This is a genomic window from Streptomyces sp. NPDC045678, assembly GCF_056432085.1.
In genome coordinates, this window is record NZ_JBWKJS010000002.1 from 662,770 (window position 1) to 687,429 (window position 24,660).

Here is a 24,660-nt window from a genome sequence, read left to right on the forward strand (position 1 = left end):
CCGTCATGGCGGGCCAGTGCCGCCCCGCCGTCACCATCGACCCGACCACACCGCGTCCCGGCCCCGCCGGAGCGACGCAGGAGGCAGGCCACCTTGAAGTCACTGATCGACAACGCCCGTTCGTTCGCCGCGACACACGTGGCGGACCCCCACAACGCAGCGGCCTTCCGGGCTCTCGAAGCCGGACAGTCACCCGAAGCCCTGTTCGTCACCTGTTCCGACTCGCGCGTCGTCCCGGCCCTGATCACGGGGGCCCGGCCGGGTGAGCTCTTCGAACTCCGTACGGCGGGCAATGTCGTCCCGCCCTACCCCGCGGCCGGTACGGAAGGCCGCGCCGACGGCCCCATGAGCGAGGCCGCCACCATCGAGTACGCGGTGTGCGTGCTCGGCGTCCGCGACATCGTCGTCTGCGGACACTCCCACTGCGGCGCCGTCGGCGCGCTGGTGCGCCGCGAGGACCTGTCGGCGGTACCGGCCGTACGCGACTGGCTGGACCACTCCGTCGGCCCCGACGCCACCCTGCGCTCACTGGCCGCGACCTCGCCCGACGTGGCGGAGGCCGTCCAGACCCACGTACTGGCGCAGGTGGAGAGGTTGCGCGCGTACCCGTGCGTCCGCGAGCGCGTCGCCGACAACTCCCTCACGCTGCACGCCTGGTACTACGAAGTGCACACGGGCACCGTCAGCACCCATCGACCGTCGGACACCGGCCGACCGTCGTTCAGTCCGCTGTGAGCACCGCCGCTCCTCTCTGACCGGCCCGCTCCCACGACAGGACCCCTACCCCCATGTCCTCCACTCCCCCTTCTCCCTCCCCCCTGCGTTCGCCCTTCCGCGCCCTGCGCGAACCGGGCGTGCTGCGCCGGGACATCCTCGCCTCGCTCGTCGTCTTCCTCGTGGCCCTGCCGCTGTGCGTCGGCGTGGCGGTCGCCTCCGGCGTTCCGGCCGAACTCGGCCTGGTCACCGGCATCGTCGGCGGCCTCGTCGTCGGCTGCCTGCCGGGCAGCGCCCTCCAGGTGAGCGGCCCGGCCGCCGGGCTGACCGTGCTCGTCTTCGAAGCCGTGCGCGAGTTCGGGCTGAGCATGCTCGGCGCGATCGTGCTGCTGACCGGTGCGCTCCAGATCACCCTCGGCCTGCTCCGCTGCGGCCGGTGGTTTCGCGCGATATCGGTCTCCGTCGTCCAGGGCATGCTGGCCGGCATCGGCCTCGTGCTGATCTTCGGCCAGCTCTACACCATGGCCGGGGCGAAGCAGCCGCTCTCCGGCATGGACAAGATCACCGGGCTGCCCGGGCTGCTCGCCGACACGGTCGGTGACACCACGGCGCTGACCGCGGCAGCCGTCGGACTCGGCACGATCGCCGTCCTCGTGCTGTGGCCGAAGCTGCCGTCGGCCGCGCGTGTGGTGCCCGCCCCGCTGGCCGCCGTCGCCCTCGCCACAGCCGTGACCGCCGGGTTCGGCCTCGACGTGGCGAACGTGTCGGTGCGCGGCATGGTCGACGCCATCCAGCCGCCCGGCCTGGGCGACCTCGCGGAGCTGGGCAGCGTGGCGGTGCTCGGCACCGTCCTCGCGTTCACACTGATCGCGTCGGCCGAGTCGCTGTTCAGCGCGGCCGCGGTGGACCGCATGCACGACGGTCCCCGCACGCACTACGACAAGGAGCTCGTCGCCCAGGGCGTCGGCAACACGGTGTGCGGCGTGCTCGGCGCCCTGCCGATGACCGCGGTGATCGTACGCAGCTCCGCCAACGTCCAGGCCGGTGCCCGCACCCCGCTCTCGCGGATCCTGCACGGCGCGTGGCTCCTGCTGTTCGCGGTGCTCCTGCCGGCCGCGCTCGGCATCATCCCCCTCGCGGCACTCGCCGGTGTCCTGGTGCACGCGGGCTGCAAGCTGATTCCCGTCAAGGAGATCGTGCCGCTCGCCCGCACCCATCGCGGCGAGGCCGTCGTCCTCGCCGTCACGGCGATCGCCATCGTGGTGACCAACATGTTCGAGGGCGTCATCCTCGGCCTGGTGCTCGCCGTGGCCAAGTCCGCCTGGGACACCTCTCATGTCCACCTGGACGTAAGGGAGCTGACCGACGGACGGATGGTGGTGACGCTCACCGGCAACGCCACGTTCCTGCGGCTCCCCCGCATCCTGGAGACCCTGGAGGCCATGCCTCAGGACCGCCCCATCGAGCTGGACCTGACGGCCGTGCGCCACCTGGACCACGCCTGCCGCACGACGCTGGAGAACTGGGCGCTGCGGCACAACGACAGCGGCACGGAAGCCGTACGGATGAAGACGCTTCCGGTGGCCGAAGCCGAGGCCAAGGCCGAAGCCAAGGCCTGACGGCCCTCACCCACCGTCCGCCGCTCACCGTTTCCCCCCTGCTCCGGGGGCCGGACCCAGAACGTCGGGGCCGGCCCCCGGTGTCCCACCCAACCCCTCGGCACGGAGTGCCGATCAGCCATGGAGGTTTTCACCGTGGAACAGCTCATCAAGCGCATGACGCAGGAGTCCGTCTGGCAGAAGTGGGTCGCGGTCAACTCGGCCCAGGGCGCGGGCGCGAAGGAGGGCTGTATCAGCGCGACGCCGAAGAGCGGCTGCATCAGCGCCACCGGCAAGACCGGCTGCATCTCCTAGGAGCGCCGACGCGGCGGGCGGTGGCGGTGACGACGGCGGCACGAGCCGCGGTCGCCACCGCCCCGCCCCGCCGTCCACCCCGCCCCGCCCGTGCATCCCGTCCCGCCCGTGCATCCCGTCCGGCCGTCGACCCCGTCCGGCCCCACCCCGCCGAGCACCGGAGCCCCTTTGAACCGCCTGCCGAGCGCCGACGTCCTGGACCGGGTCCGGGACATCCCCCTGTACCGCGCGTCCGTCGAGCGCGGCGACTTCCCCGTCCTCGAGAAGCCGGAGATCGCCCGGGACTTCCCCGCCAACTGGATGACCCCCGAACTGGAACGGGCCCTGGAGACGGGCGACGCCGAGTTCGTGCTGTCCACCGGGACCAACCACGCCCGCATGCAGCTCATCCGGCCGCCGTACTTCCTGCTCCGCTCCTACTACCGCCTGTGGAGCGAGCACCCCGAGCTCGGCGCCCTCTGGCACGCCGGAGCGCGGCGCATCTCGCTGACCACCGTCCTCGCCACCGAGCACGTCGCCCGCGTCAACGCCCGCAAGCCGGGCGCGACACCGGGTGAACGCTGGCTCGACGACCGGACGCTCTACCTCAACAGGCGGCTGGACCCTGACGGTTGGGGCCGGGACGAGGTGGAGCGGATGCTCGCCGAGATCCGCGAGGTGAGCGCCGCGCACCCCACGGGGGCGTACCTCCTGGACTGCTCGAGCTACCACCTGGCACACCTGGCCCGGAAGGTTACCGAGTGGGACCTGTGGGACCGTTTCCCGCGTCCGGCCGGGATCATCCACGCGTACGAGTACACACCGCTGAACGTACGCGCGTATCTGCGCACCCACTTCGACTGCCCCATCGTCGACCTCTTCGGCAGCACGGAACTGGGCTATCTCTTCTACAGCGAGGGCGAAGGACGCTACCGCCCCTACCTCCACGACATGAGCGTGGAACTGATCCCGGTGGAGCCGGGCAGCGGCATCCACAGCCTCATCGTCACCAGCGTCCGCAACCCGTACATGCCGCTTGTCCGCTACCGCTCCGGTGACTGCGTCCGCACCTCCGACGGCAGCACCGACCCGGAGCGGATCGTCTCCTTCTGCGGCCGCGAGAAGGAACTGCTCGCCACTCCCGAGGGCCCCGTGGCCCAGGCCGACCTCGACGCCCGGGTCGGCGCAGTCTCGCCGCGCGTCTTCCTGCACCAGCTGCACCTCACCGGCGACGGCCGGTGCGAGCTGTGGTGCACGACGTTCGACGGGAAACCGCTCGCACCCGAGGAGACCGCCGAACTCGCGTCAAACGTGCGGGCATTGACGGGGCGCGTCTGCCACGTGGAGCACCGCGGCCACGTGCCGATCGGGCGCTCCGGCAAGTACGCCTGGCTGGCCGCGCCCCAGTGACAGCGAAGTCGACCCACCGGACCGGAGCCATCATGCACACTTCCGTAACGCACGCCCCCACCGCCGAGGAGCTCCTCGGCGCCGATCTGCACGCCGAAGTCGTACGGCACTTCGCGGCCAAGCCCGACGCGCCGGACGTCGCGTACGTCACCCACCAGGTCCGCGAGTGCCTCCGCTACCTCTACCTGGTCTCCCGTCACCCCGACCGCCTCGCCGGCCTCTTCCTCCCCGTCGAGCAGGACATCGACGAGATCTGGCACTACCTGATCCTGCAGACCCGCGAGTACCGGGAACTGTGCGAACAGCGGCTGCCCGGCGGCCACTTCATCCACCACCGGAGCGTGTCGTACGACACCTACCAGCAGGAGCCGGGGCGCGAGACGGCGGCGGAGGAGGCGCTGCGGTGGATTCCCCTCTACACCGCCGCGTTCGGCCCCTTCGACGAGGACGCCCTGCCGCACTGGACGGTCGTGCGGTTCCTCCACGAGGTGCTCGAGCTGTCCCTGACGGAGATCGCGGCGCTGGCGGAGAGTTCGGAAGGCTGACCTTCACGCACGCCAACTGGGCGTCGGGACACCGCATTTGATGCCGCGCGACGGATTGCCCATGGCCCGCGCCATAGTAATGTGACATTTCACTGATCGGCCTCCGCGTCTCCGCGCCTCCGTCCGTGCGTCGTCCCCAGGGAGCCCTCGTGACCGCATCCGGCATGCCGCAATCCGCCGCCTCCCCCCTCCACACCGGTAGCCACGACCTGCCCGCCTCCGCCGAGCTCTCCCGCTTCATGGCGGAGGGCTGGGCCCCGTCCGCCCTGCCCGACTCCGCGCGGGTCCCCGCGCACGCCGTCACCCCGGCCCGCCGGGAGCGGCTGTCCGCCCGCTTCCCCGGCGAGCGCCTGATCGTGCCCGCGGGCGAGCTCACGGTCCGTTCGAACGACTGCGACCACCGCTTCCGGCCGCACAGCGCGTACGCCTGGCTGACCGGCCTGACCGGCGAGGACCAGGCCGGCGGCGTGCTGGTCATGGAGCCTTCGGGACCGCACGCGCACGAGGCGGTGCTGTACCTGCGGCCGCGCTCACCGCGTGTCGACGGCGACGAGGAGTTCTACCGGGACCGGCGCTACGGCGAGTTCTGGGTGGGCCGCCGCCCCGACCTCACCGAGGCGGAACGGCTCACCGGCATCCACTGCGCCCACCTGGACTCCCTGGGGACACCGACGGGGCGCAGCGCCACGACCGATCCCGAACTGGCCGCCGCGCTCTCCGAGTTGCGGCTCGTCAAGGACGCCTGGGAGGTCGAGCAGCTCCAGCTGGCCGTCGACCACACCGCCGCCGGATTCGAGGACGTGGTCCGTGCGCTGCCGCGCGCGCTCGCGCATCCGCGCGGGGAGCGCTGGATCGAGGGGGTGTTCGGCCTGCGCGCCCGCGCCGAGGGCAACGGCACCGGCTACGAGACCATCGCGGCCTCCGGAGCCCACGCCTGCGTGCTCCACTGGATACGCAACGACGGGCGCCTCGACAGCGACGACCTCCTGTTGCTCGACGCGGGCGTCGAGACGGACACCCTCTACACCGCCGACATCACCCGCACCCTGCCGCTCTCCGGCCGCTTCTCCCCCGTCCAGCGCCAGGTGTACGAGCTGGTGCTCGCCGCCCAGGACGCGGGCATGGCGGCGCTGCGTCCCGGTGCACGGTTCCGCGACTTCCACCGGGCGGCCATGCGGGTCATCTCGGAGGGGCTCGTCGAGTGGGGCGTGCTGAAGGACGCGCGGGGCGACCTGCACCGCCGCTACACCCTGTGCGGCAGCGGCCACATGCTCGGGCTCGACGTGCACGACTGCGCCAAGGCGCGTGCGGGGACCTATTTGGACGGCGTCCTGGAGGAGGGTCAGGTCCTCACCGTGGAGCCAGGCCTCTACCTCCAGCCCGACGACGAGACGCTCCCCGCCGAGCTGCGCGGCATCGGCGTCCGGATCGAGGACGACCTGGTCGTCACCGCGGAAGGCGCCCGTCTCATGTCGGGCGCGCTGCCGCGCACGGTCGCGGGCGTCGAGGAGTGGATGGGCACACTGCTCGACGCCCACGCCTGAGCGCCGGGCGGTCAGGTGTACGACGAAAGGGCGCCCTACGGTGGCAACCGCGCATTTCTCTCCCGGCCGCTCCATGGGGTACAGTCGATCATGTGCTCGACGCCGGAACGACGGCGCAGGGCCCGCGCGTTGGTGGTCCAAGGAAAGGCGCCCCACTTCCTGTGGGGAGATGCAGGTGCAAGGCCTGCCCAGCGCTCGCGAAAGAAGGCCCCGGTCTCCCTCACGGAGACCGGGGCCTTCCGCGTACGCGCACCCCGCATCCGCTCCCCTTCGCACGGCGGGCGACACTGGGGCCATGTTCGTCGACCGTCTTCCGCCCCCGCACGTCTACGGCCGCCTCCGCGTCCAGCGCCACGACCTGTCCCCCGCCCACTGGCTGGAGCAACGCCCGTCGGGCGCGGACGGGTTCGGGACGGTCGCCGCCGTGTGCGCCCCCGGGTTCGAGGCGTACGCGCGCATCCTGCACCCCGCGCGGCTCGGCACCGCACCGGTGCGGTGGGACCGGGCCGCCGCCTCGTACGGCGCGACGGTCGGTGCGGCGACACGCTGGCACGAACTGATCCGCGCCAAGGACCGCCTCCTCTACCGCAACGACGACACCCCGGCCGTCCCGGGCGTCTGGGACGAGCACCCACACGAAGGGCCGACGCCGGGTGATGTGGCCCGCACCCTGATTCCCGTCCTGGCCCGGCACACCGGGACGCCCGAGCGCTGTTGGTACGGGCTGTGGGCCGGATACGGGCACATCGACTGGGACGACGTGCCCGCCTTCAGCACGCCGGGCCGCGAGGAGATCCTGCTCTCCGGCTCCCTCGACGACGCCGACTCGCCCGCGCCCGGCTCCCTCGACGGGGTGCCCGAACTCCCCGACCTGTGGTGGCCCGAGGACCGTGCGTGGTGCGTGGGCGGCGACGTCGGCCTCGTCAGCACGTACGTCGGCGGCTCCGCGCGATGCGTCGCCGAGATCCTCGCGGCCCCGGGTCTCGAGGCGTACGAGGTCGACGAGACGTCGTCGGTGGACTGAGGGTCGGTCTCCGCACTCTGCGCGGTCCTGGCGTGCCGGTCAGCGCAGCAGGCCCGTACGGCCCGACCGTGCCGTGGAGACCAGTTCGGCGACCGTGGCGATCTTGACGCGCGGGCGGCCCGTGCTCGCGCCCCGGGTCACCTCCGCCCGTTCGATGGCGGCCAGCCCGCGCGCGTCGACCACCTGGCGGTTGCGGCGGCGCGCCAGCCGGTGGAATGCCTTCGTGGCGTGGCGAGGGGCGGGCAGCGCACCCGCGACCGCGTCGGCGAGGAGGGTGGAGACCGTTTCGGCGGCGCAGGTGCGGTTGGCGCCGATGCCGCCGCTGGGGCCGCGCTTGATCCAGCCCACCACGTAGGTGCCCGGCCGGCCCTCGACCCGGCCGCCCTCGTGGGGCACGGTGCCGCCGGTCTCGTCGAAGGGCAGTCCGGCGACGGGCGTGCCGCGGTAGCCGATGGCGCGCAGGAGCAGACCCGCCGGGATCGTCTCCTCCCCCGCGGCCGTCGCCACGCGCACCGCGTCGACCCGTTCGGTGCCGAGGAGTTCGACGGGTTCGCAGTGGAAGCGCAGCACGATCCTGCGGCCGGGCTCCGGCTGCCGTGCCCGGTCCGGCCGCGCACGGGTGACGCCCCGCAGGACCGCCGCCTTGTCCTGCGCGCCCGCGGCGTCGATGGCGTCCGCGACGCGCGGATCGTGGTCGTCGACGACCAGCTCCACGCCCTGCAGGTGCTTCAGGGCCAGGAGTTCGGACCTGGTGTACGCGGCGTGCTCGGGCCCGCGCCGGGCGAGCAGGACGACCTCACGGACCTTGCTGTCCCGCAGGGCGCGCAGCGCGTGGTCGGCGATGTCGGTGCGGGCGAGGGTGTCGGGGTCGGCGAGCAGGATCCGGGCGACGTCCAGGGCCACGTTGCCGTTGCCGACGACGACGGCGCGCTCCGCCGACAGGTCGATGCCGTCCGGTTTCGCGTCCGGGTGGGCGTTGTACCAGGCGACGAACGAGGTCGCGGAGATGCTGCCGGGCAGTTCCTCGCCGGGGATCGACAGGCGCCGGTCGGCCGAGGCGCCCACGGCGTAGACGACCGCGTCGTGGTGGGCCGCGATCTCCTCCGGGGTGACGTCGGTGCCCACGTCGAGGCCGAGGTGCATCCGGACCCGCGGGTGCGCGTGGAAGCGGGCGAAGGTCTCGCCGACCTTCTTGGTCGCGGGGTGGTCGGGCGCGACGCCGTAGCGCACGAGTCCGCCGGCGACCGGCAGCCGGTCGATGAGGGTGACCTCGGCGCTGGTGTGGAGCAGCAGGTCCTGCACGGCGTACATCCCGGCGGGGCCCGTGCCGACGACGGCGACCTTCAGCGGCGCGAAGTCCGCGGGCAGGACGCGGGGGAAGGACGGCTCGCCCCAGGCGTGGAAGTTGGGTCCTTCCGGGTCCGGCTCGGGTGCGTCGTCCGCCGTCGCGTCCTCGTAGTAGGCCGCGTTGATCGCGGCGTACTCCTTCTGCGCGACCGGCAGGGTGTCCACCGGGAAGATCGCGTCGACGGGGCACGCGTCGGCGCAGGCGCCGCAGGAGATGCACGTCCTCGGGTCGATGTGCAGCATCTCCGTGCTGCCGAACGCCCGCTCCTGTGGCGTGGGGTGGATGCAGTTGACCGGGCACACGGCGACGCAGGTGGCGTCGTTGCAGCAGGTCTGGGTGATGGCGTAGGTCATGTTCGTCGGCTCAGCTCGGGTCGGATCGGCTCGGCTCGGGACGCCTCAGATGAGGTGGGCGCGCTTGTAGAAGACCAGGGCCGGCTTGGTGAGCAGGCCGCACGACGCGAGGAACTCCATGAGGCCCGAACAGCTCGACCGCATCATGGACTTGTGGTGTTCGTTGGCCTTCGCCTCGGCGACGGCGCGCTCCTCGTCGAGTCCGGCGTTCGCGTACACCTTGCGGTTCACCATGCTGGTGACGATGACGTACGACGCGATGGCGATGATGAGGGAGTTGATCTCGCGGCGCACCCGGCCGGCGCCCGCGAGCTGCTTGCGCGTCTGGTCGCGGGCGAACTTCATGTGCCGCGACTCCTCGACGACATGGATGTTGTTGATGGTGCGGACGAAGGGCACGACGCGCTCGTCCCGCATCCAGTCGCGCTGCATCACGTCGAGGACTTCCTCGGCGACGAGGATCGCGGCATACGCGGCCTCGCCGAAGGCGACGGACTTGAAGACCCTGCCGAGTTCGGTCGCCCAGCGGCGCGGCCGGTAGGCGGGGGCGCCGAGCTTCTCGGCGCCGCGGGCGAACATGATGGAGTGGCGGCACTCCTCGGCGATCTCGGTGAGCGCCCACTGCACCTCGGTGCTGGTCGGGTCCTTGGCGTAGACGTCGCGCAGCACCATCTGCTGCAGGATCATCTCGAACCAGATGCCCGTGCTGGCCACCGACGCGGCCTCCTGCCGGGTCAGCTCCTTGCGCTGCTCCTCGGTCATCTCCTGCCAGTAGGCGGTGCCGTAGAGCGTGCTCCACTCCGGGCTGGCGCCGTGGCAGTCACGGTCGAGGGGGGTGTCCCAGTCGACTTCGACGGCCGGGTCGTACGCCAGCACGGCGGCCGAGTCCAACAGCCGCCGGGCGACATCGCCTTCCGGGGAACTGCCCTGTGTGCTCGGCCGAACAGTGCTGCTTGCCATGCTGCGGCTCCTTGGCTCGGTGACGCGTCGGCTCCGACGACGTCCAGGCAGCGGGCGCGGCGCCTCGTCACACGGCAGGCCGCGACCCCGTTGTTAGACAGAACGTATAACAACGGGGTCGGGTACGCCTACCCTCGAGTAAGCAACGAATTGGGCAGAGCCGGTGAAGCCGTGGAGCCTCGCAGGTCAGCCGGTCGTGGCCGGCCAGCGGATCCGCGTGCTGCACGCCGAGACGACCAGCGCCGACGCGGCGACGGCGGCCAGCCCCCAGACCAGGCTGCTGGCGTGGGCGATGAAGCCGATGAGCGGCGGCCCGGCCAGCAGACCGGTCGTCCCCATGGCCGCCACCAGGGTCAGCGAGTCCGAGCCCTGTCCGGCCGCGGCCACGTAGACGCACGGGGTGACGGCCGCGATGCCGAGGCCGACACAGGCGAAGCCGAGCAGCGCGGGCACCAGGCCCCCGGTCAGCAGGGCGAGCGCCAGACCCGCCCCGGCGAGCACGCTCCCGGTCAGGACGACGCGCCCGTCGCCCCAGCGGCTGCGCCAGCCGTCGGCGAAGAGGCGGGCGACGACCATCATTCCGGAGACGACGGCGATGCCCAGCGGCGCCAGCTCGGCGGAGGCCTCGGCGACGTCCTCCAGATAGAGCGCCGACCAGTCGTTCATGGCGCCCTCGGTGACGGTGCCGAACGCCATGGCGACGCACATCCACAGCGTCACCCGGGACGGCACCGTCCACTTGGACTTCTTCTTCTCCGGCGCCGCACCCGGCTCCTCACCGGCCGCCGGGCGCTCCGTCAGCAGCCCCGTGCGGGCACAGACCACCAGCAGGAGGAGGAAGAACGCGGCCGCCCCGAAGTGCGCGGCGACCGACGAGGTCATCGCGTTCATGCCGGAGGCGAGCAGCGCGGCGAGCAGCGAGCCGCCGCTGAACGTCGCGTGCAGGCGAGCCATGGCGTTGCGCTCGTACCGCTTCTCGAGCTCGGCCCCCTGCGCGTTCATGGCCACGTTGAGACAGCCCACGAGAACGCCGTCGACACACATGACGAGCAGCGCCACGGGGTAGTTGGGCGCCCCGGCCAGCGCCAGGAGCAGCAGCGCCAGACAGAGCGCCGACAGGAGCGCGAGGCGCTGCGAGCCGAGGCGCCGCATCAGGACGGCGACGAGGGGGAAGGACACGGCCGCGCCGATGCCGGCGGCCATCAGGAGCACGCCGACCTCGGCCGCGGACAGGTCGAGGTCCTCCTTGATGGCCGGGATGCGCGACGCCCAGGTCGCGTACTGGAAGCCGAGCGAGCAGAACAGTGCCGCGATCGCCAACTGGCTCCGATGGAAAGGATCACGCACGCGGAGCACCCGCATCAGCCCACTTCTCTGGTTCTCCCGCCGGTACGATCGCCGGCCGTGTGGTTCTTGTCGTCGACGGGCCCGTGGTTCTCGACATGTAGACGGCCGTCGGGCCGTAGCCGACCGGTGGCGGGCCCGGGTGTGCGGTGAAGCCGCGGCCGGACCAGAACGTCTCGCTGCCGCCCACGGCGACGAGGGAGATCTGTTCGTACCCGTGCGCGCGGGCCGTCGCCATGAGGTGGCGCAGGAGGTGCCGGGCGAGGCCCCGGTGCCGCAGGTGTTCCGCGACGACGATGTCGTGCAGGTGCAGGTTGCGCGACGGGAGCGTCACCCCGCGCTCGACCCCGTCCAGCTCCGGGTACGCGGACTCCGGGTACGGCAGGGCCAGCAGGTAGCCCGCCAGCTCCTGTCCGAGGTCCAGTGCGAAGCACGTGCCGGGCGACGCGTCGGCCCGGGACTCCAGCGCCTCCCGCCCCTCGGAGAGGCCGAGGGGCGCGTAGGCGCGGGACTCCAGTTCCACGATGCCCTGCCAGTCGCCGTCGGCGATGCGGCGTATGCGGACGACCTCGCTCATGCCGCCTCGCCGTCGATCCAGGTGTACGGGAGCGGGCTGAAGCCGTTGAAGCCTTGCGTCATGTAGCTGGTCGCGTACGCGCCACAGGACATCACCCAGACCGGGTCGCCCGAGGCGAGCGCCTTGGGCACCGGCACGAGGCCGTCCTCGTGCGAGTAGGCGTCGTCGCTGTCGCAGGTGGGCCCGGCGACCACGGCGGGCACGGACTCGGCGTCGCGGTGCGAGGGGAAGACGAGCCGGTACTGCAGCTGGTCCATCTCGTAGAGGCCGTTGAACTTGCCGCAGCTGAGGTACAGCCAGTACTGGCGCTCGCCGTCCGGCCCGCGGCGCGCCGAGAGCCGGGAGACGTGGGCGCGGATGGCGCCGTGGTCGGCGATGAGGTAGCGGCCGGGTTCGATGACGAAGCCCAGGTCGTGACCGGGCAGCGCGCCGAGGCGTGCCATGCCTTCGCGAATGACGGTGAAGATCTTGTCCATCGGCGGTTCGAGGCTTCTGCCGTGCTTGTCGCGGTAGCCGAGCGCGGGCAGGCCCCCGCCGAGGTTGACGTGGTCGAGGGCGATGCCCCGGCCCGCGAGGGCGGTCAGGACGTCGGCGATGCGGTCGAACGCGCCGTTCCAGGCGTCGGCGGTCATCTGCTGCGACCCGACGTGCACGGAGAGGCCGGCGGGCGTGAGCCCCAGGTCGCGTGCCGTCTCCAGGATCGTGAGGGCGTCCTCGGGCGAGCACCCGTACTTGTTGCTGAGGCCCCAGAGCGCGCCTTCGCCGGTGGTGGCGAGGCGGCAGAACACCCGGCTGCCCGGGGCGTGGTCCGCGACCGCCCGAACGTCCTCCAGGCTGTCGGTGGCGAAGTCCCTGATGCCGAGCCGGAACGCGTCGGCGATGTTCCGGTCGGACTTGACGGTGTTGCCGTAGTGCACCCGCCCGATGGGTACGCCCGCCCGCAGCGCCTGCTCCACCTCGATGGGGCTCGCCGCGTCGACGCCGGAGCCGCGCCGGGCGAGGAGGGCGAGCACCTCGTCGACGGGGCAGGCCTTCATGGCGAAGCGGACGGCGACTCCGGGGAGTTCGCGCACCAGCGTGTCGTACCCCTCCTCGATGCCGGGGAGGTCGAAGACGATCTGGTCCTCGGCGGCGGCCGCGAGGGCGTCGAGGAGCGAGGCGCTGTCGGGCTCGTACGTCGTCGTCGTGGTGCTCACGCGGGGCTTCCCGTCGCCTGGAGCGGGCCGATGTCCTGGGCCGCGCGCATCAGGGGCTGCCATGCCTCGGTCAGCAGGGCGAAGTCCTCGATGTCGCCGCGTGCCTCGTCGAGGAGGCGTTCGCGGTGCGCGGCCAGGTGGTCGGCGACGTCCGCGTAGCGGCCGCCGAGCTTGCGGTGCGCAGCGTCGAGGCGGTCGAGGCGCCGGACGTTCTCCGCCTGGTCGAGCGTGGTGCTCTGCCGGGCGAACTCGGCGATGACGGACGGGCGCACATGGCCCTTGTCGTCGAGCAGGTCCTCGCCGGCCTCGGCCATGCGGTCGTAGATGTGGTTGAAGTAGAGCATCGACAGGAGGAACTTCGCGTAGCGCGTCTGGTACGCGAGGAAACCGGCGTCGGTCCTGCGCTCCCCGGTGTAGTAGTTGACGATGTTCCGGTTGTGCAGGACGCCGGGCAGGGCGGCGTCGTGGACCAGGTGGATGAGGAAGTAGTCGCTGCCGATGGTGTCGGTCGCGGGCGGCAGCGGCACGCGCTCGTGCACCTCGTGGAAGCTGATGTTGCACATGTCGACGCGCATCGGGTCGACGAGGCCGAGGAGTGCGTGGTCGCGTTCGAACGGGTCGGTGCCCGCGCCCCGGAAGGAGTCATCGACCAGCGCCCGCTTCTCGGCGTCGGACCAGTGCTCGGGCGCCCAGAGGCTGACCACGTCGTAGTAGACGTCCGGGTCGATGCGCTGGATCTCGCCGATGTCCACGGAGAGTTCCCCGACGAAGGAGCTGCCCACCATGGCCACGCGCCGGTCGGCGTGGCGCGCTTCGAGAGCGCTCTCCGTGACGCCGTGCGCCGCCTCCCGCGCGGGCTTGCCGAGCGACATGAGCTCGTGGTGCACCGGGAAGACGGGCTCGCCGTCGACGCTCTGGTAGCGGCTGTCGGAGTCCCTGCGGTGGACGGACTCACAGCCGAGCGCGCCGGCGACGAGGAAGGCGCGGTTGGTGCAGGCGCCGTAGGAGAGGCGGTCCGGGAGCATCAGGTCGAGGATCAGCTCGGGCTTGGCGACCTCGGCCCGGTCGATCACGTCGCGCAGGAAGGCGCGCTGCGCCGCCTCGTCGAGGTGGTGCACGACGACGTGGGGCACGTCGGGCAGTGCGGCGACGGCCCGGGTGTGGTCGGCGAACGTGGCGGTGTCGGAGGAGTCCAGGATCAGCAGGTGTGCCTCGACGCCGAAGCGGGCGGCGGCGTACGCCGCTTCCTCGGCGATCGCCGCGATGGTCCGGGGGCAGGAACGGTTGGTGGGGAGGGTCAGGCAGACGCGTCGCATGCGGCTTCCCCGTTCCAGGACTTGAGGCCGAGCAGCTTGGCGCCCAGGTCGTTGAGGGCGGCCGTGCCGTACCGCAGCGACTCGTGCTTGTGGGCGTCACCGAGCAGCGTGGCGTTCCACTCGGGGGTGCTCAGGTTGGACCAGGAGTCGACGCGGGAGCGGCGGAGCTCCTCGTGGGACTCCAGGGCGGGCATCATCGAGAGGTACTGGACCGCCCGGACGCCGTCCTTCGAGGTGTTGGGCGCGACGCCGTGGGCCAGCAGACCGTTCCAGATCAGCAGGTCGCCGGCCTCCAGCTCGGGCCGGACGACGGGCATCTCGTCGCGGTCGATCGCGGGGCGGATGGGGTCGCGGCCGTCCGGCTGGAGGGCCTTCCACCGGTCGAACTGCCGGAACAGTTCGGGGCAGCACTGGAAGCCGCCGTGGTCCTCGCGAGTGTCGTCGAGGGCGATGATGCCCTGCACGCGCTGGGGCAGCACGCCGAGGGTGGTGTCGACGTCCCAGTGGAGGTTGATGTCGAAGCCGCGCTCGGTGGGCGCGATCAGGGAGCGGGAGCGGTTCTTGACGTTGGGCGGGTTGAGGTTGAGGCGGTCCAGGGTGACCCAGAGCTCCTCGCAGTCCCATACGTCGACGAAGGCGTCGTAGACCCGCTGCGACTGGCGGCTGTCCCAGATCAGCTGGTGGTGGTAGGCCTCGACGAAGCCGTAGACGTGCAGCTCACGGTCCAGGTCGGAGCGGAATTCGCGGTCCTCGTACCAGGTCTCGGGGCGGCCGCGGTCCAGGCCCTGGAACTCCCAGGCGAAGTCGAGGAGGTCCTTGGCGGCCTCGCGGGGGATCGCCTGCTTCACGACTATGTAGCCGTACGTCTGCCAGTGGGCGAAGTCCTCCTCGGAGAGGACGCGCAGGGGCCGGGTCTTCTTGAGGTCGCGCAGCTGGGTCTGTGCCAGGTACGTGTCGGCGTCCGAGCTGAAGTACGGGACGTCGGAGGGGGCTCGATGGAGGTAGCGGTCGCTCGCTGACATGTGGTGCTCCAAGGATCGGTTCTCATCTCCGGCGGCAGGTCTCCACGCCGGTTGGGCCGGGTCGTGCCGGCCCGCCGGGGCAGCGCGTTCACACCCGCCCCCTGTCGAACTTGCGTCCCACCAAAATGGACTAGACCAACTCCTCGTGTCAACAATTGAATTGGGCGCCTTGAGGGGCAAAAACGCGACATTTACCCCCAGTTCACTCGCCCGTCATATGTGGATTCGGCAAAGATCCCGCAGCTCAACTCTGGTCTACCGACGGGTAGTTGGTCCCGACCAAAACGAAAGAGGCGCCACCGCACGCGGTGACGCCTCTCGAAATCCCGGGCAGGGGTGACCCGCCTCGGGGGCCTGCTGTTACTCGTCGATCGCCGCGCCGAACGCCGCGCCCGTGGCCGGCGCCCCGAGCGAGCCCGCGCCGTACGTCCAGGACCCGGCGGCGGTGACCCCGCCGGAGTTCGCGGACAGGACCCACACCACGCCGTCCCCGGCGTTCTCACCGGGCGCGGCCGCGAGGAGCCCGAAGCGGCCGTCGCGGTTCGGGTCCGTGAGCCGCACCTGCGCGCCCCACTTGTCGCCCTTCTCGGCGTCGCCGGGAATGTCCGCGGAGTTCTGGTCGAACGACTTGGCGCCGCTCGCCGTCATCCCGTTCTCCGAGCCGCGCAGCACCCAGACGGCGCCCGCGTCGGCGACCGTCCCGATGTCCTCGCCCGGCGCGCCGATCGCGACGTCGGCGTAGCCGTCGCCGTCGGTGTCCGCGACCGACAGGTCGGCGCCCCAGCCGTCCCCGCGCTCGGCGACACCCGGCACGCCCTCGGCATCCTGCGTCCACCACTTGGCCTCGTTCACGAGGCCGTCCTCGGTTCCGTAGCGCACGCCGACCAGACCGCCGGTCGTCGTCTCGCCGCCGTCGTCGGGGGACGCGGGCTCGCCGGTCACGAGGTCGTCATAGCCGTCGTTGTTGATGTCGCCGGAGGCCGCGACCGGGCCGCCGCGCAGGTCGTTCTTGTACGTCAGGCCGTCGGCGCCGCCCGCGAACTGCACGGACCAGCCGTGACCGGGCTCGTCCCCGTCGGTCGTACCGGAGGCGATGAGGTCGGCGTAGCCGTTCTTGTCGTAGTCGCCGGTGGTCAGCGACTTGGCCACGATGGCGCTGGCGGCGGCCGACCTGCCGAGCCGCTCGGTGGCCTGACGGCGCAGCGGCACCTCGCCCCGGGCCTGCGGCGCGGGGTCGTACACGTAGAGGTCCACGTTGTCCCGGTCGAGGACGGCGAGGAGGTCGCCGGGGGTGTCCGCGGTGAAGTGCGCCGCGGCGAGACCGAGGCCGAACTGCTGGCCCGCGGCGGCATCCTGGCTCTGCAGCCAGCTGCTCGCGGCCCCGGTGAGCCCCGACTTCGAGCCCCAGAGGACGGCGACGCCACCGGCGTCGGCCCCGGCGTCGAGGTCCTCGCCGGGAATGCCGATGACCGCGTCGTCGTATCCGTCGCCGTCGAGGTCACCGGAGGCGACGGCCTTGCCGAAGTTGTCGCCCGCCTCCGCGGCGCCGGAGACACCGGCCGTCGACTGGCTGAATCTGGCGACGTTGCTGGTGTTGATGCCTGAGGTGGAGCCGTACTGGACCGTGACGAGACCTGCGCCCTTGGCCCCGCTCACCGTGGCACCGGGAGCACCGATCAGGACGTCCTCGTATCCGTCGCCGTTGAAGTCACTGTTGCGGTCGTCGGCTCGGGTACCCCCAGGGGTGCCGGCGAAGGCGGAGGGGGCGGCGGCGATACCGGCCCCGGTCAGCAGAAGGAACGATGCCGCGGCGAGGGCGGCCGAACGGTTCTTGCGCACGAGCGGCTCCTGTGAAGGAAGGTGGCCGGGCAGGCGCGGGGGGTGTCCGGAAAGGGCCCGTTCCTTGTCCGGCGCCCTGTTCGACACGGGATGGGCCGCCATGGTTGTACGGAGTTCACGATCTGCTTCCGGAGCGTGTGGTCGCGGTTCGCGGAAGCATCACTTCCATCCGTAGGCGTACGCCGCCACCCAGGTGACCTCCAGCTGCGCGCTGCTGCCGGGTTCGGCCCCCGGTCCTTCCAGGGCGCTCTCGTTCTGCAGGATCCAGGAGAGCGGGCGGTCGGGGACGCCCCGCGTGTCGTGTCCGGTCTCGCGTCCGTCGACGAAGAACCGGACATGGCCGGGCGTCCACTCGGTGGAGACGGTGTGCCAGTCGGTCCAGGTTTCGGCGCCGGGGTACGAACCCTGCTCGCCCCCGCCGCAGGGGTGGTGGAAGGCGGTGAGGGGGCCGGTCCACTCGCCTTCCGGGTGGTCCATCTCGCAGCCGCCGCCGTAGTGCAGCCAGGCCGACTTGTATCCGGGAGCCGGTTCGGTCACCTTGATGCGAGCGCTGTACTTGCCGTACTTCATCTGCATGACCGCGCGTGGTACCACCGCCGACGCGTGGACGGGCCCTCCGTCGGCGGGCCGCCACATGCGGATGCGCATCCTTCCGTCGCCGCCCGGCGCGGGACCGACGCTCACCGTGTCCTCCGGGTGGTAGACGCCCACGACATCGCGGCCCCGGTCGTTGGCCGTGTCGCGCCAGCCGGTCGGGTACGCCCACCAGTCGTCCCGGTACGAACCGTCGAGCCCCGCGCAGTACGCGGCGGAGGTGTCGGCGTGGTGGTCGCAGTCGCGGAACGCGCCCAGCGGCACCCGGTCGCCGTTGAAGTCCTCGGCGAGCACCTGCCAGAACGGCCCGCAGTCGCCGACCGGCAGCGTGCTGCCCGCCGTGCGGCAGGCATCCGCCGACACCGGTGCTCCGCCCGCGCTCGGAACGCACAGCAGGGTTCCCAGCAGCGTCACGCCGAGCGCACCGAACACGACCGGCCGCCGACGCCGTCGTCCTGCCGCACCATGTGATCCCATCGCGCCGCCTCCGCTCCACGGACGCCCCCGCGAGAGGGGCCACGCCCTCCGAGGGGGGCCATCCTCGTGGAGGCACGGAGTTCACGCCACACGGACGGCGCGACGCTCGTCCTTTGCAGTGCTCTTCTTATGAAGCGCGGATAGGTTGAACGGTCCCGGGCGCCAGTCGTGCGAGCCTCCCCACGTCGCTTTGACCATGTGGGAGCTGATGTGCACGTGACCTTTCCTTCCCTCGTCCGGACCGGGACGAGGTACCTCTGCCTCCTCGGCATCGTGGCGGGGACGAGCCTGTCGGCCGTGCCCGTCGCCGAGGCCGCCGCGAAGCCCCTGCCCGGCGGCCTCGGACCGTGCGTGCCGGGCAACTGTCCCGACGGCGACTACCCGCCGATCAGCAACGGGGGGATCAAGTACCGCGACAACGGCATCAACATCTACGTGGGCGGGGACTTCCTCGTCCGCGAGAAGGCCGCGGAAGCCGAAGGGCGCGTCGTCGTCCTCGGCGACTTCGACCAGGACAAGGCGGACGGCGTCAGCGGCATCTACAACGTGGGCGAGGCCGGTGTCGGCTCCCGGGTGGCGCCTCCCGTGGGAGCCGACTGGCTCACCACCGGCGGCAACGTCACGGTCGGCAGCGGCGAACGGCTCCTCGCCGAGGAGGGCGTGGTCCGCTACGCCAAGGACGCCACCGGCACGATCCTGGCGACCAAGCGCAAGGACCCCGACGCGGCCAAGCCCTACATCCCGCTGCGCGACGAGCTGACCGCCGCCAGCCAGTGCTACGCACACCCCGAGGGCGGCACGCGCACGCCCACCGGCACGGCCACCCACGCGGGCGGCGAGACCCTGTTCCGCGGCGACAACACCTCCATGCTGCAGGTGTTCAACGTCGACTTCGACCTGATGGGCGGCAGCGGCGGCCAGGAGGGCATCCGCTTCGAGGGGATCCCGGACGGCGCCACGATCCTGGTCAACATCCTCGGCACCAAGCGCACCATCAACACCTACAGCGGCACCATCGACGACAGCAGCCAGCTCAACAAGCTGCGCAGCCGCCTGCTGTGGAACTTCCCCGACGCCACCTCCGTGGAGGTCAAGGGCACCGGGCAGTTCCAGGGCAGCGTCCTGGTCGGCAACCAGGGCTCGATGACGACCGTCAGCGTGCCGGGCATGAACGGCCGCTTCTTCACCACGGGCTCGCTCACCCACACCAGCTCCGCTTCGGGCGGCGGCGGCCAGGAGTTCCACAACTACCCCTTCCTCGGCGACCTGCCGGACTGCGCCACCGCGCCCACCACCGGCGAGGTCGAGGTCGTCAAGACCGACGAGGACGGCGGCAAGCCTCTCAAGGGCGCCGAGTTCGAACTGTGGCGCGAGTCCAACGGCGTCGACGGCCTGCAGACCGGCGGCGACGACCCGGACACCGAGGTCGGCGGCCCCTGCGTCACCGAGGCGCAGGGCGAGTGCGCGCGGACCGTACCGCTCGGCACGTACTACTGGCGCGAGACCAAGGCACCCAAGGGGTACGAGCGTCCCGACCCGAACGTCTTCGGACCGCTGGAGCTGACGGCCGCGAACGCCTCCGGGGGGGTGTCGGTCCCGGCCACCAACAAGAAGAAGGACGAACCGTCCGTCAAGGAGGGCGTGGTCTCCGTCGTCAAGAAGGACCAGGACACGGGGAAGCCGCTGCCGGGCGCCGTCTTCCAGCTCTGGCGCGAGACAAACGGCACGCCCGGCCTTCAGCGCGGCGGCGACGACCCGGACACCGCCAAGGGATCGCCCTGCACGACCAAAGCCTCCGGCGCCTGCCGTGAGACCGTCACCGCCGGCACGTACTACTGGGTGGAGACCAAGGCGCCCGACGGTTACGAGCTGCCGGACCCGGCGGTCTTCGGGCCGCTCGTCCTCACCGAGTCCGACGTCGCGCTCGGAGCCTCCGTCGAGGCACTGAACCGCAAGCAGCGGCAGCCCGACGTCCACGGCTCCCTCACGGTCGTCAAGAAGGACAGGAAGACGGGCAGGCCACTGCCCGGCGCGGTCTTCCAGCTCTGGCGCGAGACCAACGGGAGGCCCGGACTCCAGACGTCGGGCACGCGCCGGGACACCCTCGCCGACCGGGGCTGCGCCACGGACGGCCGCGGGCGGTGCGCGTTCCAGGGCCTCACGCCCGGCTCGTACTACCTCAGGGAGACCGCCGTTCCCGACGGCTACGTCATGCCCGCGAAGAAGGTCAGCGGTCCGTACAAGGTGACGGGCCACAAGCCCGCCAAGGACGTCACGGTGACGCTCACCAACCAGCGCGGCGGCGGCAAGAAGGGGAAGTGACCCCCTGATGGTCCGCGCTCCGGGCGCGGGTGGCGTCAGCCGCCCGTGCCCGGCTTCGTTCCCCAGAGGTAGATCCGGTCGCCCTTCTGCAGCAGGTCGTAGAGGCGCCGGGCGTCGTCGACTGCGAGGTTGACGCAGCCGCCCGAGCCGGAAGAGAAGAGGTCGGAGCGGGTGCCGTGCAGGGCCTGCCCGCCGTTGAAGAACTGCGCGTACGGCATGGGGACGCGGTAGATCGTCGAGTAGTGGTCGCGATGCCTCAGGTAGATCCGCTGCCAGCCGCGGCGGGTCTCCAGACCGTCCCGGCCACTGCGCACCGGAACCGGGTCGAAGACCAGCCTGCGTCCGCTCTGCGCCCACAGGATCTGCCGCGTCAGGTCCACACAGGTGATCCGGTACGGCTTGACGGGGCAGGCCCGCCGTTGCCCGGGGTCGCGCCGGATCCTGTCCGCGACGAGGAAGCGGTACGTCCGCAACGTGGCCCTGCCGTCCGCGGGGCGGACACCGAGCCGCTGCTGGAGCCGCCGGATGGCCGCGCAGTCGGCTGCGGACTGCCGTCCGTCGACGGGCAGCCGCAGCTCCCGCTCCAGTTCCCGCTGGTAGGGGGCGGTACCGGCCCGGCACGCAGGACCGTGGGCGGGCCCGGTAGGCGCCGCGTACGACGCGGGGACGGCCAACGACAGTGCGGCGATCGCCGGAAGGAGCCAACGCATCGCACCAGCTTCACCCGTGCGCCGCCGCTCCCCCTGCGACACGACCCGACCATCCCACGATTGCTCCGAACAGCGGTCCCGCGGCCCTGCCTCGCAACCCTGTTGCAACGTGCCGGAGGGAAGAGTCCCGCCATGGACCGTCATGAGACGAAGGACTCCGGGAGCGACGCCGCCCGGGTGGAGCTCACCCCCGCCGCGGCCCGGCTCCTGCGGAAGTTGCGGGAGGCACACGGGCCGCTGATGTTCCATCAGTCCGGCGGCTGCTGCGACGGCAGCGCCCCCATGTGCTACCCGGACGGCGAGTTCCGTACCGGCCAATCCGACGTCCACCTCGCGTCGCTGACGGTCGAAGGGGTGGCCGAGCCCGTAGCGTTCTGGATGTCGAAGAGCCAGTACGAGCTGTGGAGCCACACCCGGCTGATCGTGGACGTCGTGCCGGGGCGGGGCAGCGGCTTCTCGCTGGAGGCCCCGGAAGGCGTACGTTTCCTGATCCGTTCCCGGCTGGTCGGAACGTAGCCACCGGCATCTGGTGAACTCCTCTGGCTACTGCGGCAGTTGGTTCGCTGACCGGTCGACACCTGGGGGATCTGTGACTCGCCGGAATCTGTGCGGTGGACGGTTCAGAACGGCCCTGACCCTTGTCACGACGCTCGGCATGCTGGTCGGCGCGGCTCTCACGGGAGCGGCGCCGGCCCCCGCTGTCGGGGGTGGGAACCGCGCGTCCGGTCCCGTTGCGCCGGGCGTGGAGTATCGATACTTCGACGTGGCGGGATCCCACGGCGCGGCCCGCGTGCACGTGCTCGACGTGGATCTGCGCGACCCGCGCACCAGCGTCGGACTGCTCTATCCGGGCAAGGTCGCCGCGCGTGCGCCCGTCTCCGCGCTCGCGGACGGTGCCGGCGCCGTCGGCGGCATCAACGGCGACTTCTTCAACATCACCGAGACGCAGCACCCCGGCGTCGAGGCGACCGGCGCGCCCGTCGGTCCCGCGATCACGGGCGGCCACGTGCTCAAGGGCGCCGTGCCGAACGGGCAGCGGTTCGGGCCCGCGATGCCACCGGGCGTGACCACGGAGGCCGTGCTCGGCGTCGGGTACGACCGCAGGGCCCGCCTGGACAGCCTCACCCTGGACGGGCGGATCCGCACCCGGGACGCCCGTCTCCCGCTGGGCGGCCTCAACCAGTACGCGCTGCCGGTGGGTTCCGTCGGCGCGTTCACCAGCGACTGGGGCTCCGCGTCACGGGTGCGGGCGACGTGCGGCACCGACACGAGCCGCGGCGCGCCGTGCAGCACGGACACCCATGAGGTGACGGTCCGCGACGGGCGCGTGGTGGCCTCGGCCGACACGCCGGGCACCGGTCCGATCGCCCGCGGCACCACGGTCCTGGTGGGCCGCGAGGCGGGTGCGCAGGAGCTGCGGAAGCTGTCGGAGGGTGACTGGGTGCACGTCAGGCACCGCCTGGTGGCGGCGGGGTCCCGCGTCCCTCTCCGCTTCGCGCTCGGCGGCTATCCGGTGCTCCGTGGCGGCGAGCCGCTGCCCGGCCTCGACGGGACCACGTCGGCGGTGCGGACCGCCGCGGGGATCTCCGACAGCGGCCGGCGCCTGCTCCTCCTGTCGCTCGACGGGTCGCCGGAGTTCCGTGCGGGCCTGACGATCGCCGAGACGGCACGGATCCTTCAGGAGCTGGGGGCGCGGGACGGCTTCAGTCTGGACGGCGGCGGCTCCTCCACGCTGGTCTCCGCCACGTCCACGCTGGTCGCGCGGCTGCCGGGCGCCGAGGCCGTGACGGTCCGCAACAACCCCAGCGGGGGGATCGAGCGGCCGGTGCCGAACGGCATCGGCGTGTTCTCCCGTACCTGACAGCCTGTCTTCGGACCGCACCCGTCACTCGCTGTCGCGCACCGCCACGAGCCCGTTGAAGGCGCCCACGTAGGCGGTCCCGTCGGGTCCCAGCGTCACGGGTGCCCAGTTGTTGTCGTACGCGATGCCCGTGCCGGCGAGCCGCTTCCAGCGGGTGTCGCCGGTGCGGAAGTCGACGGCGGTCAGGTACCACGCGTCGATGCCGAGGCGGTTGGGTTCCTTCGTGTAGAAGTACAACAGGCCGTTGGCGGTGGACAGTTTGGGCACCGTGGACGGGGAGCGCTCGCCGCTCTCCCAGACGGTGTCGCAGCCGGTGCCGTCCTCGCGCACGTCGATCCTGGTGACGCCGCCGACGACGCTGCGGCCGAGGGTGAGCGAGGTGATGTTCTCGTAGCCGTAGTTGTTCTCGACGACGAGGCTGTCGCCCCAGGTGATCAGCGAGTTGTCGGTGGTGGAGGCGCCGGAGCCGAAGACGGGGATCTTGCAGACGAGCCGGTCCTCGTCCGGCACGTCGGCGCCGCGCCGGTAGACGAGGACGTTCATGCGGCCGTCGGCGTTGTCGGTGATCGCCACGTATTCGTCGTGTGCGCCGAAGAGGTCGGGCGTGGTGCCGGAACCCTGGTTGACCGAGCCCGGCTTGGTGCCGGTGCCGCGGTCGTACGTCTGCCGCCAGAGGGCCTTCGGGGTGCCGTCGGCGGTGGCACGGAAGCTGTAGAGGGCGTGGTCGGAGACGATGGAGACGCCGTCGTCGGCGACGGAGAACGAGTTCTGGATCTCCTCGCCGTCGAGGCGTACGGAGCGGATGGCGCCGGACGTCGGGTCGACGGTCCCGACGCGGCCCTGCCGTGTCACCCACCAGATGCGCCCCTCCCAGTCGGGCATGACCGACGTGACGGGGTCGCACTCGCCGCTCGGGTAGAGGTTGGTCCAGCTCACGCAGTCGTGCGGGACGTGGTCCGTCAGGTCCCAGTCCTTGTCGACGACGAAGCGCCAGCCGCCGTCCGGGGTGCGTTCGTGCGCGAGCCGCACGATGTGCTGGCGCGAGTCGGCGAGGACGAGCCGGTCCTCGTTGTCGAGGTACGCATAGGCGCCGCCCGACGTGTCCTTGAAGATCTTCGAGAAGTCGAGGCGGGTGATGGCCTCGACGGTCGAGGGCCGCTGCGGCAGCTTGTACTCGGCGAGCGTGTCCAGCGTCTTCGGGTCGAGCAGCTTGACGAGGAACCCGGTGAACGTGCCGCACACGGTGACGATGCGCCCGTCGCGGTCGAAGGTGACGGTCGCGCACTCGCCGCCGAGCGCCGCCATCTTCTCGCTGTCGACGGCGGGCCGCTTCCCGAGCGGTCCGCTCCAGGGGTACGTTCCGCTGCCGGCGGCGTCGGCGTGCATGCCGCTGCGGCCGTTGGCGGCGAGGTACGGGTGCTGGGGCGGTGGGGTGCCGGGCAGCGGGCGTGCCTCGGCGGGCGCGCCCTCGTACTGCTCGACGAGCCGGTGCCCGGGGGCGTTGGGTATCTCGTCGGCGTACGCGGGAACCGTGAGGGACACGGTCAGGGCCACGACACCGGCGGGAACGATGCGGCGCAGTCTGCTGGACATGCGCCGAAGCTAGAGGGCG

21 protein-coding genes are annotated in these 24,660 nt (G+C 71.7%); 10 read left to right on the forward strand and 11 right to left on the reverse strand.

Features of this window, described 5'->3' with window-relative positions; all coding sequences use genetic code 11:
* Nucleotides 1-93: 93 nt before the first annotated feature.
* The 7 genes from AC07DO_RS09425 (at nucleotide 94) to AC07DO_RS09455 (ending at nucleotide 7,129) form a co-directional block, all read left to right on the forward strand.
* Nucleotides 94-735 carry a carbonic anhydrase gene (locus tag AC07DO_RS09425; RefSeq protein ID WP_479058112.1) on the forward strand — a complete coding sequence of 214 codons (642 nt, stop codon included), beginning with the start codon at nucleotides 94-96 and terminating at the stop codon, nucleotides 733-735.
* A 53-nt stretch (nucleotides 736-788) separates the two neighbouring features.
* Entirely contained in the window at nucleotides 789-2,333 is a 1,545-nt protein-coding gene (locus AC07DO_RS09430) for a SulP family inorganic anion transporter (protein WP_479058114.1), read from the forward strand.
* 120 nt (nucleotides 2,334-2,453) lie between these two features.
* A complete protein-coding gene (locus AC07DO_RS09435) occupies nucleotides 2,454-2,627 on the forward strand; it encodes a hypothetical protein (protein WP_268775972.1) in 174 nt (57 codons plus the stop codon).
* A 168-nt stretch (nucleotides 2,628-2,795) separates the two neighbouring features.
* Nucleotides 2,796-4,016: a phenylacetate--CoA ligase family protein gene (locus AC07DO_RS09440; RefSeq protein ID WP_479058116.1), complete on the forward strand. Its 1,221-nt coding sequence runs from the start codon at nucleotides 2,796-2,798 to the stop codon at nucleotides 4,014-4,016.
* A 32-nt stretch (nucleotides 4,017-4,048) separates the two neighbouring features.
* Nucleotides 4,049-4,561: a glycine-rich domain-containing protein gene (locus AC07DO_RS09445; protein WP_479058117.1), complete on the forward strand. Its 513-nt coding sequence runs from the start codon at nucleotides 4,049-4,051 to the stop codon at nucleotides 4,559-4,561.
* Between the two features lie 164 nt (nucleotides 4,562-4,725).
* Nucleotides 4,726-6,105, forward strand: coding sequence for an aminopeptidase P family protein (locus tag AC07DO_RS09450; protein ID WP_479058576.1), 1,380 nt, complete (start codon nucleotides 4,726-4,728; stop codon nucleotides 6,103-6,105).
* A 295-nt stretch (nucleotides 6,106-6,400) separates the two neighbouring features.
* Nucleotides 6,401-7,129: a hypothetical protein gene (locus tag AC07DO_RS09455; protein WP_479058119.1), complete on the forward strand. Its 729-nt coding sequence runs from the start codon at nucleotides 6,401-6,403 to the stop codon at nucleotides 7,127-7,129.
* A gap of 39 nt (nucleotides 7,130-7,168) precedes the next feature.
* On the opposite strand, the gene AC07DO_RS09460 is transcribed toward AC07DO_RS09455, so the two are convergent.
* The 9 genes from AC07DO_RS09460 to AC07DO_RS09500 all read right to left on the reverse strand — a co-directional run bounded on the left by AC07DO_RS09460 (nucleotide 7,169) and on the right by AC07DO_RS09500 (nucleotide 18,155).
* Nucleotides 7,169-8,830 carry an FAD-dependent oxidoreductase gene (locus tag AC07DO_RS09460; protein ID WP_479058121.1) on the reverse strand — a complete coding sequence of 554 codons (1,662 nt, stop codon included), beginning with the start codon at nucleotides 8,828-8,830 and terminating at the stop codon, nucleotides 7,169-7,171.
* A 45-nt stretch (nucleotides 8,831-8,875) separates the two neighbouring features.
* Nucleotides 8,876-9,790: an AurF N-oxygenase family protein gene (locus AC07DO_RS09465; RefSeq protein WP_150182210.1), complete on the reverse strand. Its 915-nt coding sequence runs from the start codon at nucleotides 9,788-9,790 to the stop codon at nucleotides 8,876-8,878.
* Between the two features lie 186 nt (nucleotides 9,791-9,976).
* Nucleotides 9,977-11,152: an MFS transporter gene (locus tag AC07DO_RS09470; protein WP_479058123.1), complete on the reverse strand. Its 1,176-nt coding sequence runs from the start codon at nucleotides 11,150-11,152 to the stop codon at nucleotides 9,977-9,979.
* Nucleotides 11,130-11,711 (reverse strand): GNAT family N-acetyltransferase, encoded by a 582-nt coding sequence (locus AC07DO_RS09475; RefSeq protein WP_479058125.1) that lies wholly within the window; start codon nucleotides 11,709-11,711, stop codon nucleotides 11,130-11,132. The genes AC07DO_RS09470 and AC07DO_RS09475 overlap by 23 nt, the downstream gene beginning before the upstream one ends.
* Nucleotides 11,708-12,907 (reverse strand): type III PLP-dependent enzyme, encoded by a 1,200-nt coding sequence (locus AC07DO_RS09480; RefSeq protein ID WP_479058127.1) that lies wholly within the window; start codon nucleotides 12,905-12,907, stop codon nucleotides 11,708-11,710. Before AC07DO_RS09480 ends, AC07DO_RS09475 begins: the two co-directional genes overlap by 4 nt.
* Nucleotides 12,904-14,223, reverse strand: coding sequence for a DUF6271 family protein (locus AC07DO_RS09485; protein WP_479058129.1), 1,320 nt, complete (start codon nucleotides 14,221-14,223; stop codon nucleotides 12,904-12,906). Before AC07DO_RS09485 ends, AC07DO_RS09480 begins: the two co-directional genes overlap by 4 nt.
* Complete coding sequence (locus tag AC07DO_RS09490) at nucleotides 14,205-15,245, reverse strand: phytanoyl-CoA dioxygenase family protein (RefSeq protein WP_479058131.1); 1,041 nt, start codon at nucleotides 15,243-15,245, stop codon at nucleotides 14,205-14,207. Before AC07DO_RS09490 ends, AC07DO_RS09485 begins: the two co-directional genes overlap by 19 nt.
* A 360-nt stretch (nucleotides 15,246-15,605) precedes the next feature.
* On the reverse strand, nucleotides 15,606-17,084 hold the full coding sequence (locus AC07DO_RS09495; RefSeq protein WP_479058133.1) for an esterase: 1,479 nt from the start codon (nucleotides 17,082-17,084) through the stop codon (nucleotides 15,606-15,608).
* A gap of 159 nt (nucleotides 17,085-17,243) precedes the next feature.
* The gene (locus tag AC07DO_RS09500) at nucleotides 17,244-18,155 is read right to left on the reverse strand and encodes a glycoside hydrolase family 16 protein (RefSeq protein ID WP_479058135.1); all 912 of its coding nucleotides are present in this window, start codon (nucleotides 18,153-18,155) and stop codon (nucleotides 17,244-17,246) included.
* Between the two features lie 216 nt (nucleotides 18,156-18,371).
* Between AC07DO_RS09500 and AC07DO_RS09505 the strand changes: the two genes are divergently transcribed.
* Nucleotides 18,372-20,477 (forward strand): choice-of-anchor A family protein, encoded by a 2,106-nt coding sequence (locus AC07DO_RS09505; RefSeq protein WP_479058136.1) that lies wholly within the window; start codon nucleotides 18,372-18,374, stop codon nucleotides 20,475-20,477.
* Nucleotides 20,478-20,512: 35 nt separating this feature from the next.
* On the opposite strand, the gene AC07DO_RS09510 is transcribed toward AC07DO_RS09505, so the two are convergent.
* Complete coding sequence (locus tag AC07DO_RS09510) at nucleotides 20,513-21,187, reverse strand: L,D-transpeptidase (RefSeq protein ID WP_479058137.1); 675 nt, start codon at nucleotides 21,185-21,187, stop codon at nucleotides 20,513-20,515.
* 132 nt (nucleotides 21,188-21,319) lie between these two features.
* Here AC07DO_RS09510 and AC07DO_RS09515 point away from each other — a divergent pair, with 132 nt between their 5' ends.
* Together AC07DO_RS09515 and AC07DO_RS09520 are read left to right on the forward strand one after the other, a co-directional pair.
* Nucleotides 21,320-21,703, forward strand: coding sequence for a DUF779 domain-containing protein (locus tag AC07DO_RS09515; RefSeq protein ID WP_479058138.1), 384 nt, complete (start codon nucleotides 21,320-21,322; stop codon nucleotides 21,701-21,703).
* 73 nt (nucleotides 21,704-21,776) lie between these two features.
* Nucleotides 21,777-23,048 (forward strand): phosphodiester glycosidase family protein, encoded by a 1,272-nt coding sequence (locus tag AC07DO_RS09520; RefSeq protein WP_479058139.1) that lies wholly within the window; start codon nucleotides 21,777-21,779, stop codon nucleotides 23,046-23,048.
* 24 nt (nucleotides 23,049-23,072) lie between these two features.
* On the opposite strand, the gene AC07DO_RS09525 is transcribed toward AC07DO_RS09520, so the two are convergent.
* On the reverse strand, nucleotides 23,073-24,641 hold the full coding sequence (locus AC07DO_RS09525) for a hypothetical protein (protein WP_479058141.1): 1,569 nt from the start codon (nucleotides 24,639-24,641) through the stop codon (nucleotides 23,073-23,075).
* Nucleotides 24,642-24,660: the final 19 nt, after the last annotated feature.

Coding starts and splice junctions, on each gene's coding strand:
- AC07DO_RS09515 (WP_479058138.1), top strand. CDS start 21,320: ATGGACCGTCATGAGACGAAGGACTCCGGGAGCGACGCCGCCCGGGTG.
- AC07DO_RS09430 (WP_479058114.1), top strand. CDS start 789: ATGTCCTCCACTCCCCCTTCTCCCTCCCCCCTGCGTTCGCCCTTCCGC.
- AC07DO_RS09460 (WP_479058121.1), bottom strand. CDS start 8,830: ATGACCTACGCCATCACCCAGACCTGCTGCAACGACGCCACCTGCGTC.
- AC07DO_RS09445 (WP_479058117.1), top strand. CDS start 4,049: ATGCACACTTCCGTAACGCACGCCCCCACCGCCGAGGAGCTCCTCGGC.
- AC07DO_RS09525 (WP_479058141.1), bottom strand. CDS start 24,641: ATGTCCAGCAGACTGCGCCGCATCGTTCCCGCCGGTGTCGTGGCCCTG.
- AC07DO_RS09490 (WP_479058131.1), bottom strand. CDS start 15,245: ATGTCAGCGAGCGACCGCTACCTCCATCGAGCCCCCTCCGACGTCCCG.
- AC07DO_RS09485 (WP_479058129.1), bottom strand. CDS start 14,223: ATGCGACGCGTCTGCCTGACCCTCCCCACCAACCGTTCCTGCCCCCGG.
- AC07DO_RS09450 (WP_479058576.1), top strand. CDS start 4,726: ATGCCGCAATCCGCCGCCTCCCCCCTCCACACCGGTAGCCACGACCTG.
- AC07DO_RS09435 (WP_268775972.1), top strand. CDS start 2,454: ATGGAGGTTTTCACCGTGGAACAGCTCATCAAGCGCATGACGCAGGAG.
- AC07DO_RS09500 (WP_479058135.1), bottom strand. CDS start 18,155: ATGGGATCACATGGTGCGGCAGGACGACGGCGTCGGCGGCCGGTCGTG.
- AC07DO_RS09465 (WP_150182210.1), bottom strand. CDS start 9,790: ATGGCAAGCAGCACTGTTCGGCCGAGCACACAGGGCAGTTCCCCGGAA.
- AC07DO_RS09475 (WP_479058125.1), bottom strand. CDS start 11,711: ATGAGCGAGGTCGTCCGCATACGCCGCATCGCCGACGGCGACTGGCAG.
- AC07DO_RS09510 (WP_479058137.1), bottom strand. CDS start 21,187: ATGCGTTGGCTCCTTCCGGCGATCGCCGCACTGTCGTTGGCCGTCCCC.
- AC07DO_RS09455 (WP_479058119.1), top strand. CDS start 6,401: ATGTTCGTCGACCGTCTTCCGCCCCCGCACGTCTACGGCCGCCTCCGC.
- AC07DO_RS09470 (WP_479058123.1), bottom strand. CDS start 11,152: ATGCGGGTGCTCCGCGTGCGTGATCCTTTCCATCGGAGCCAGTTGGCG.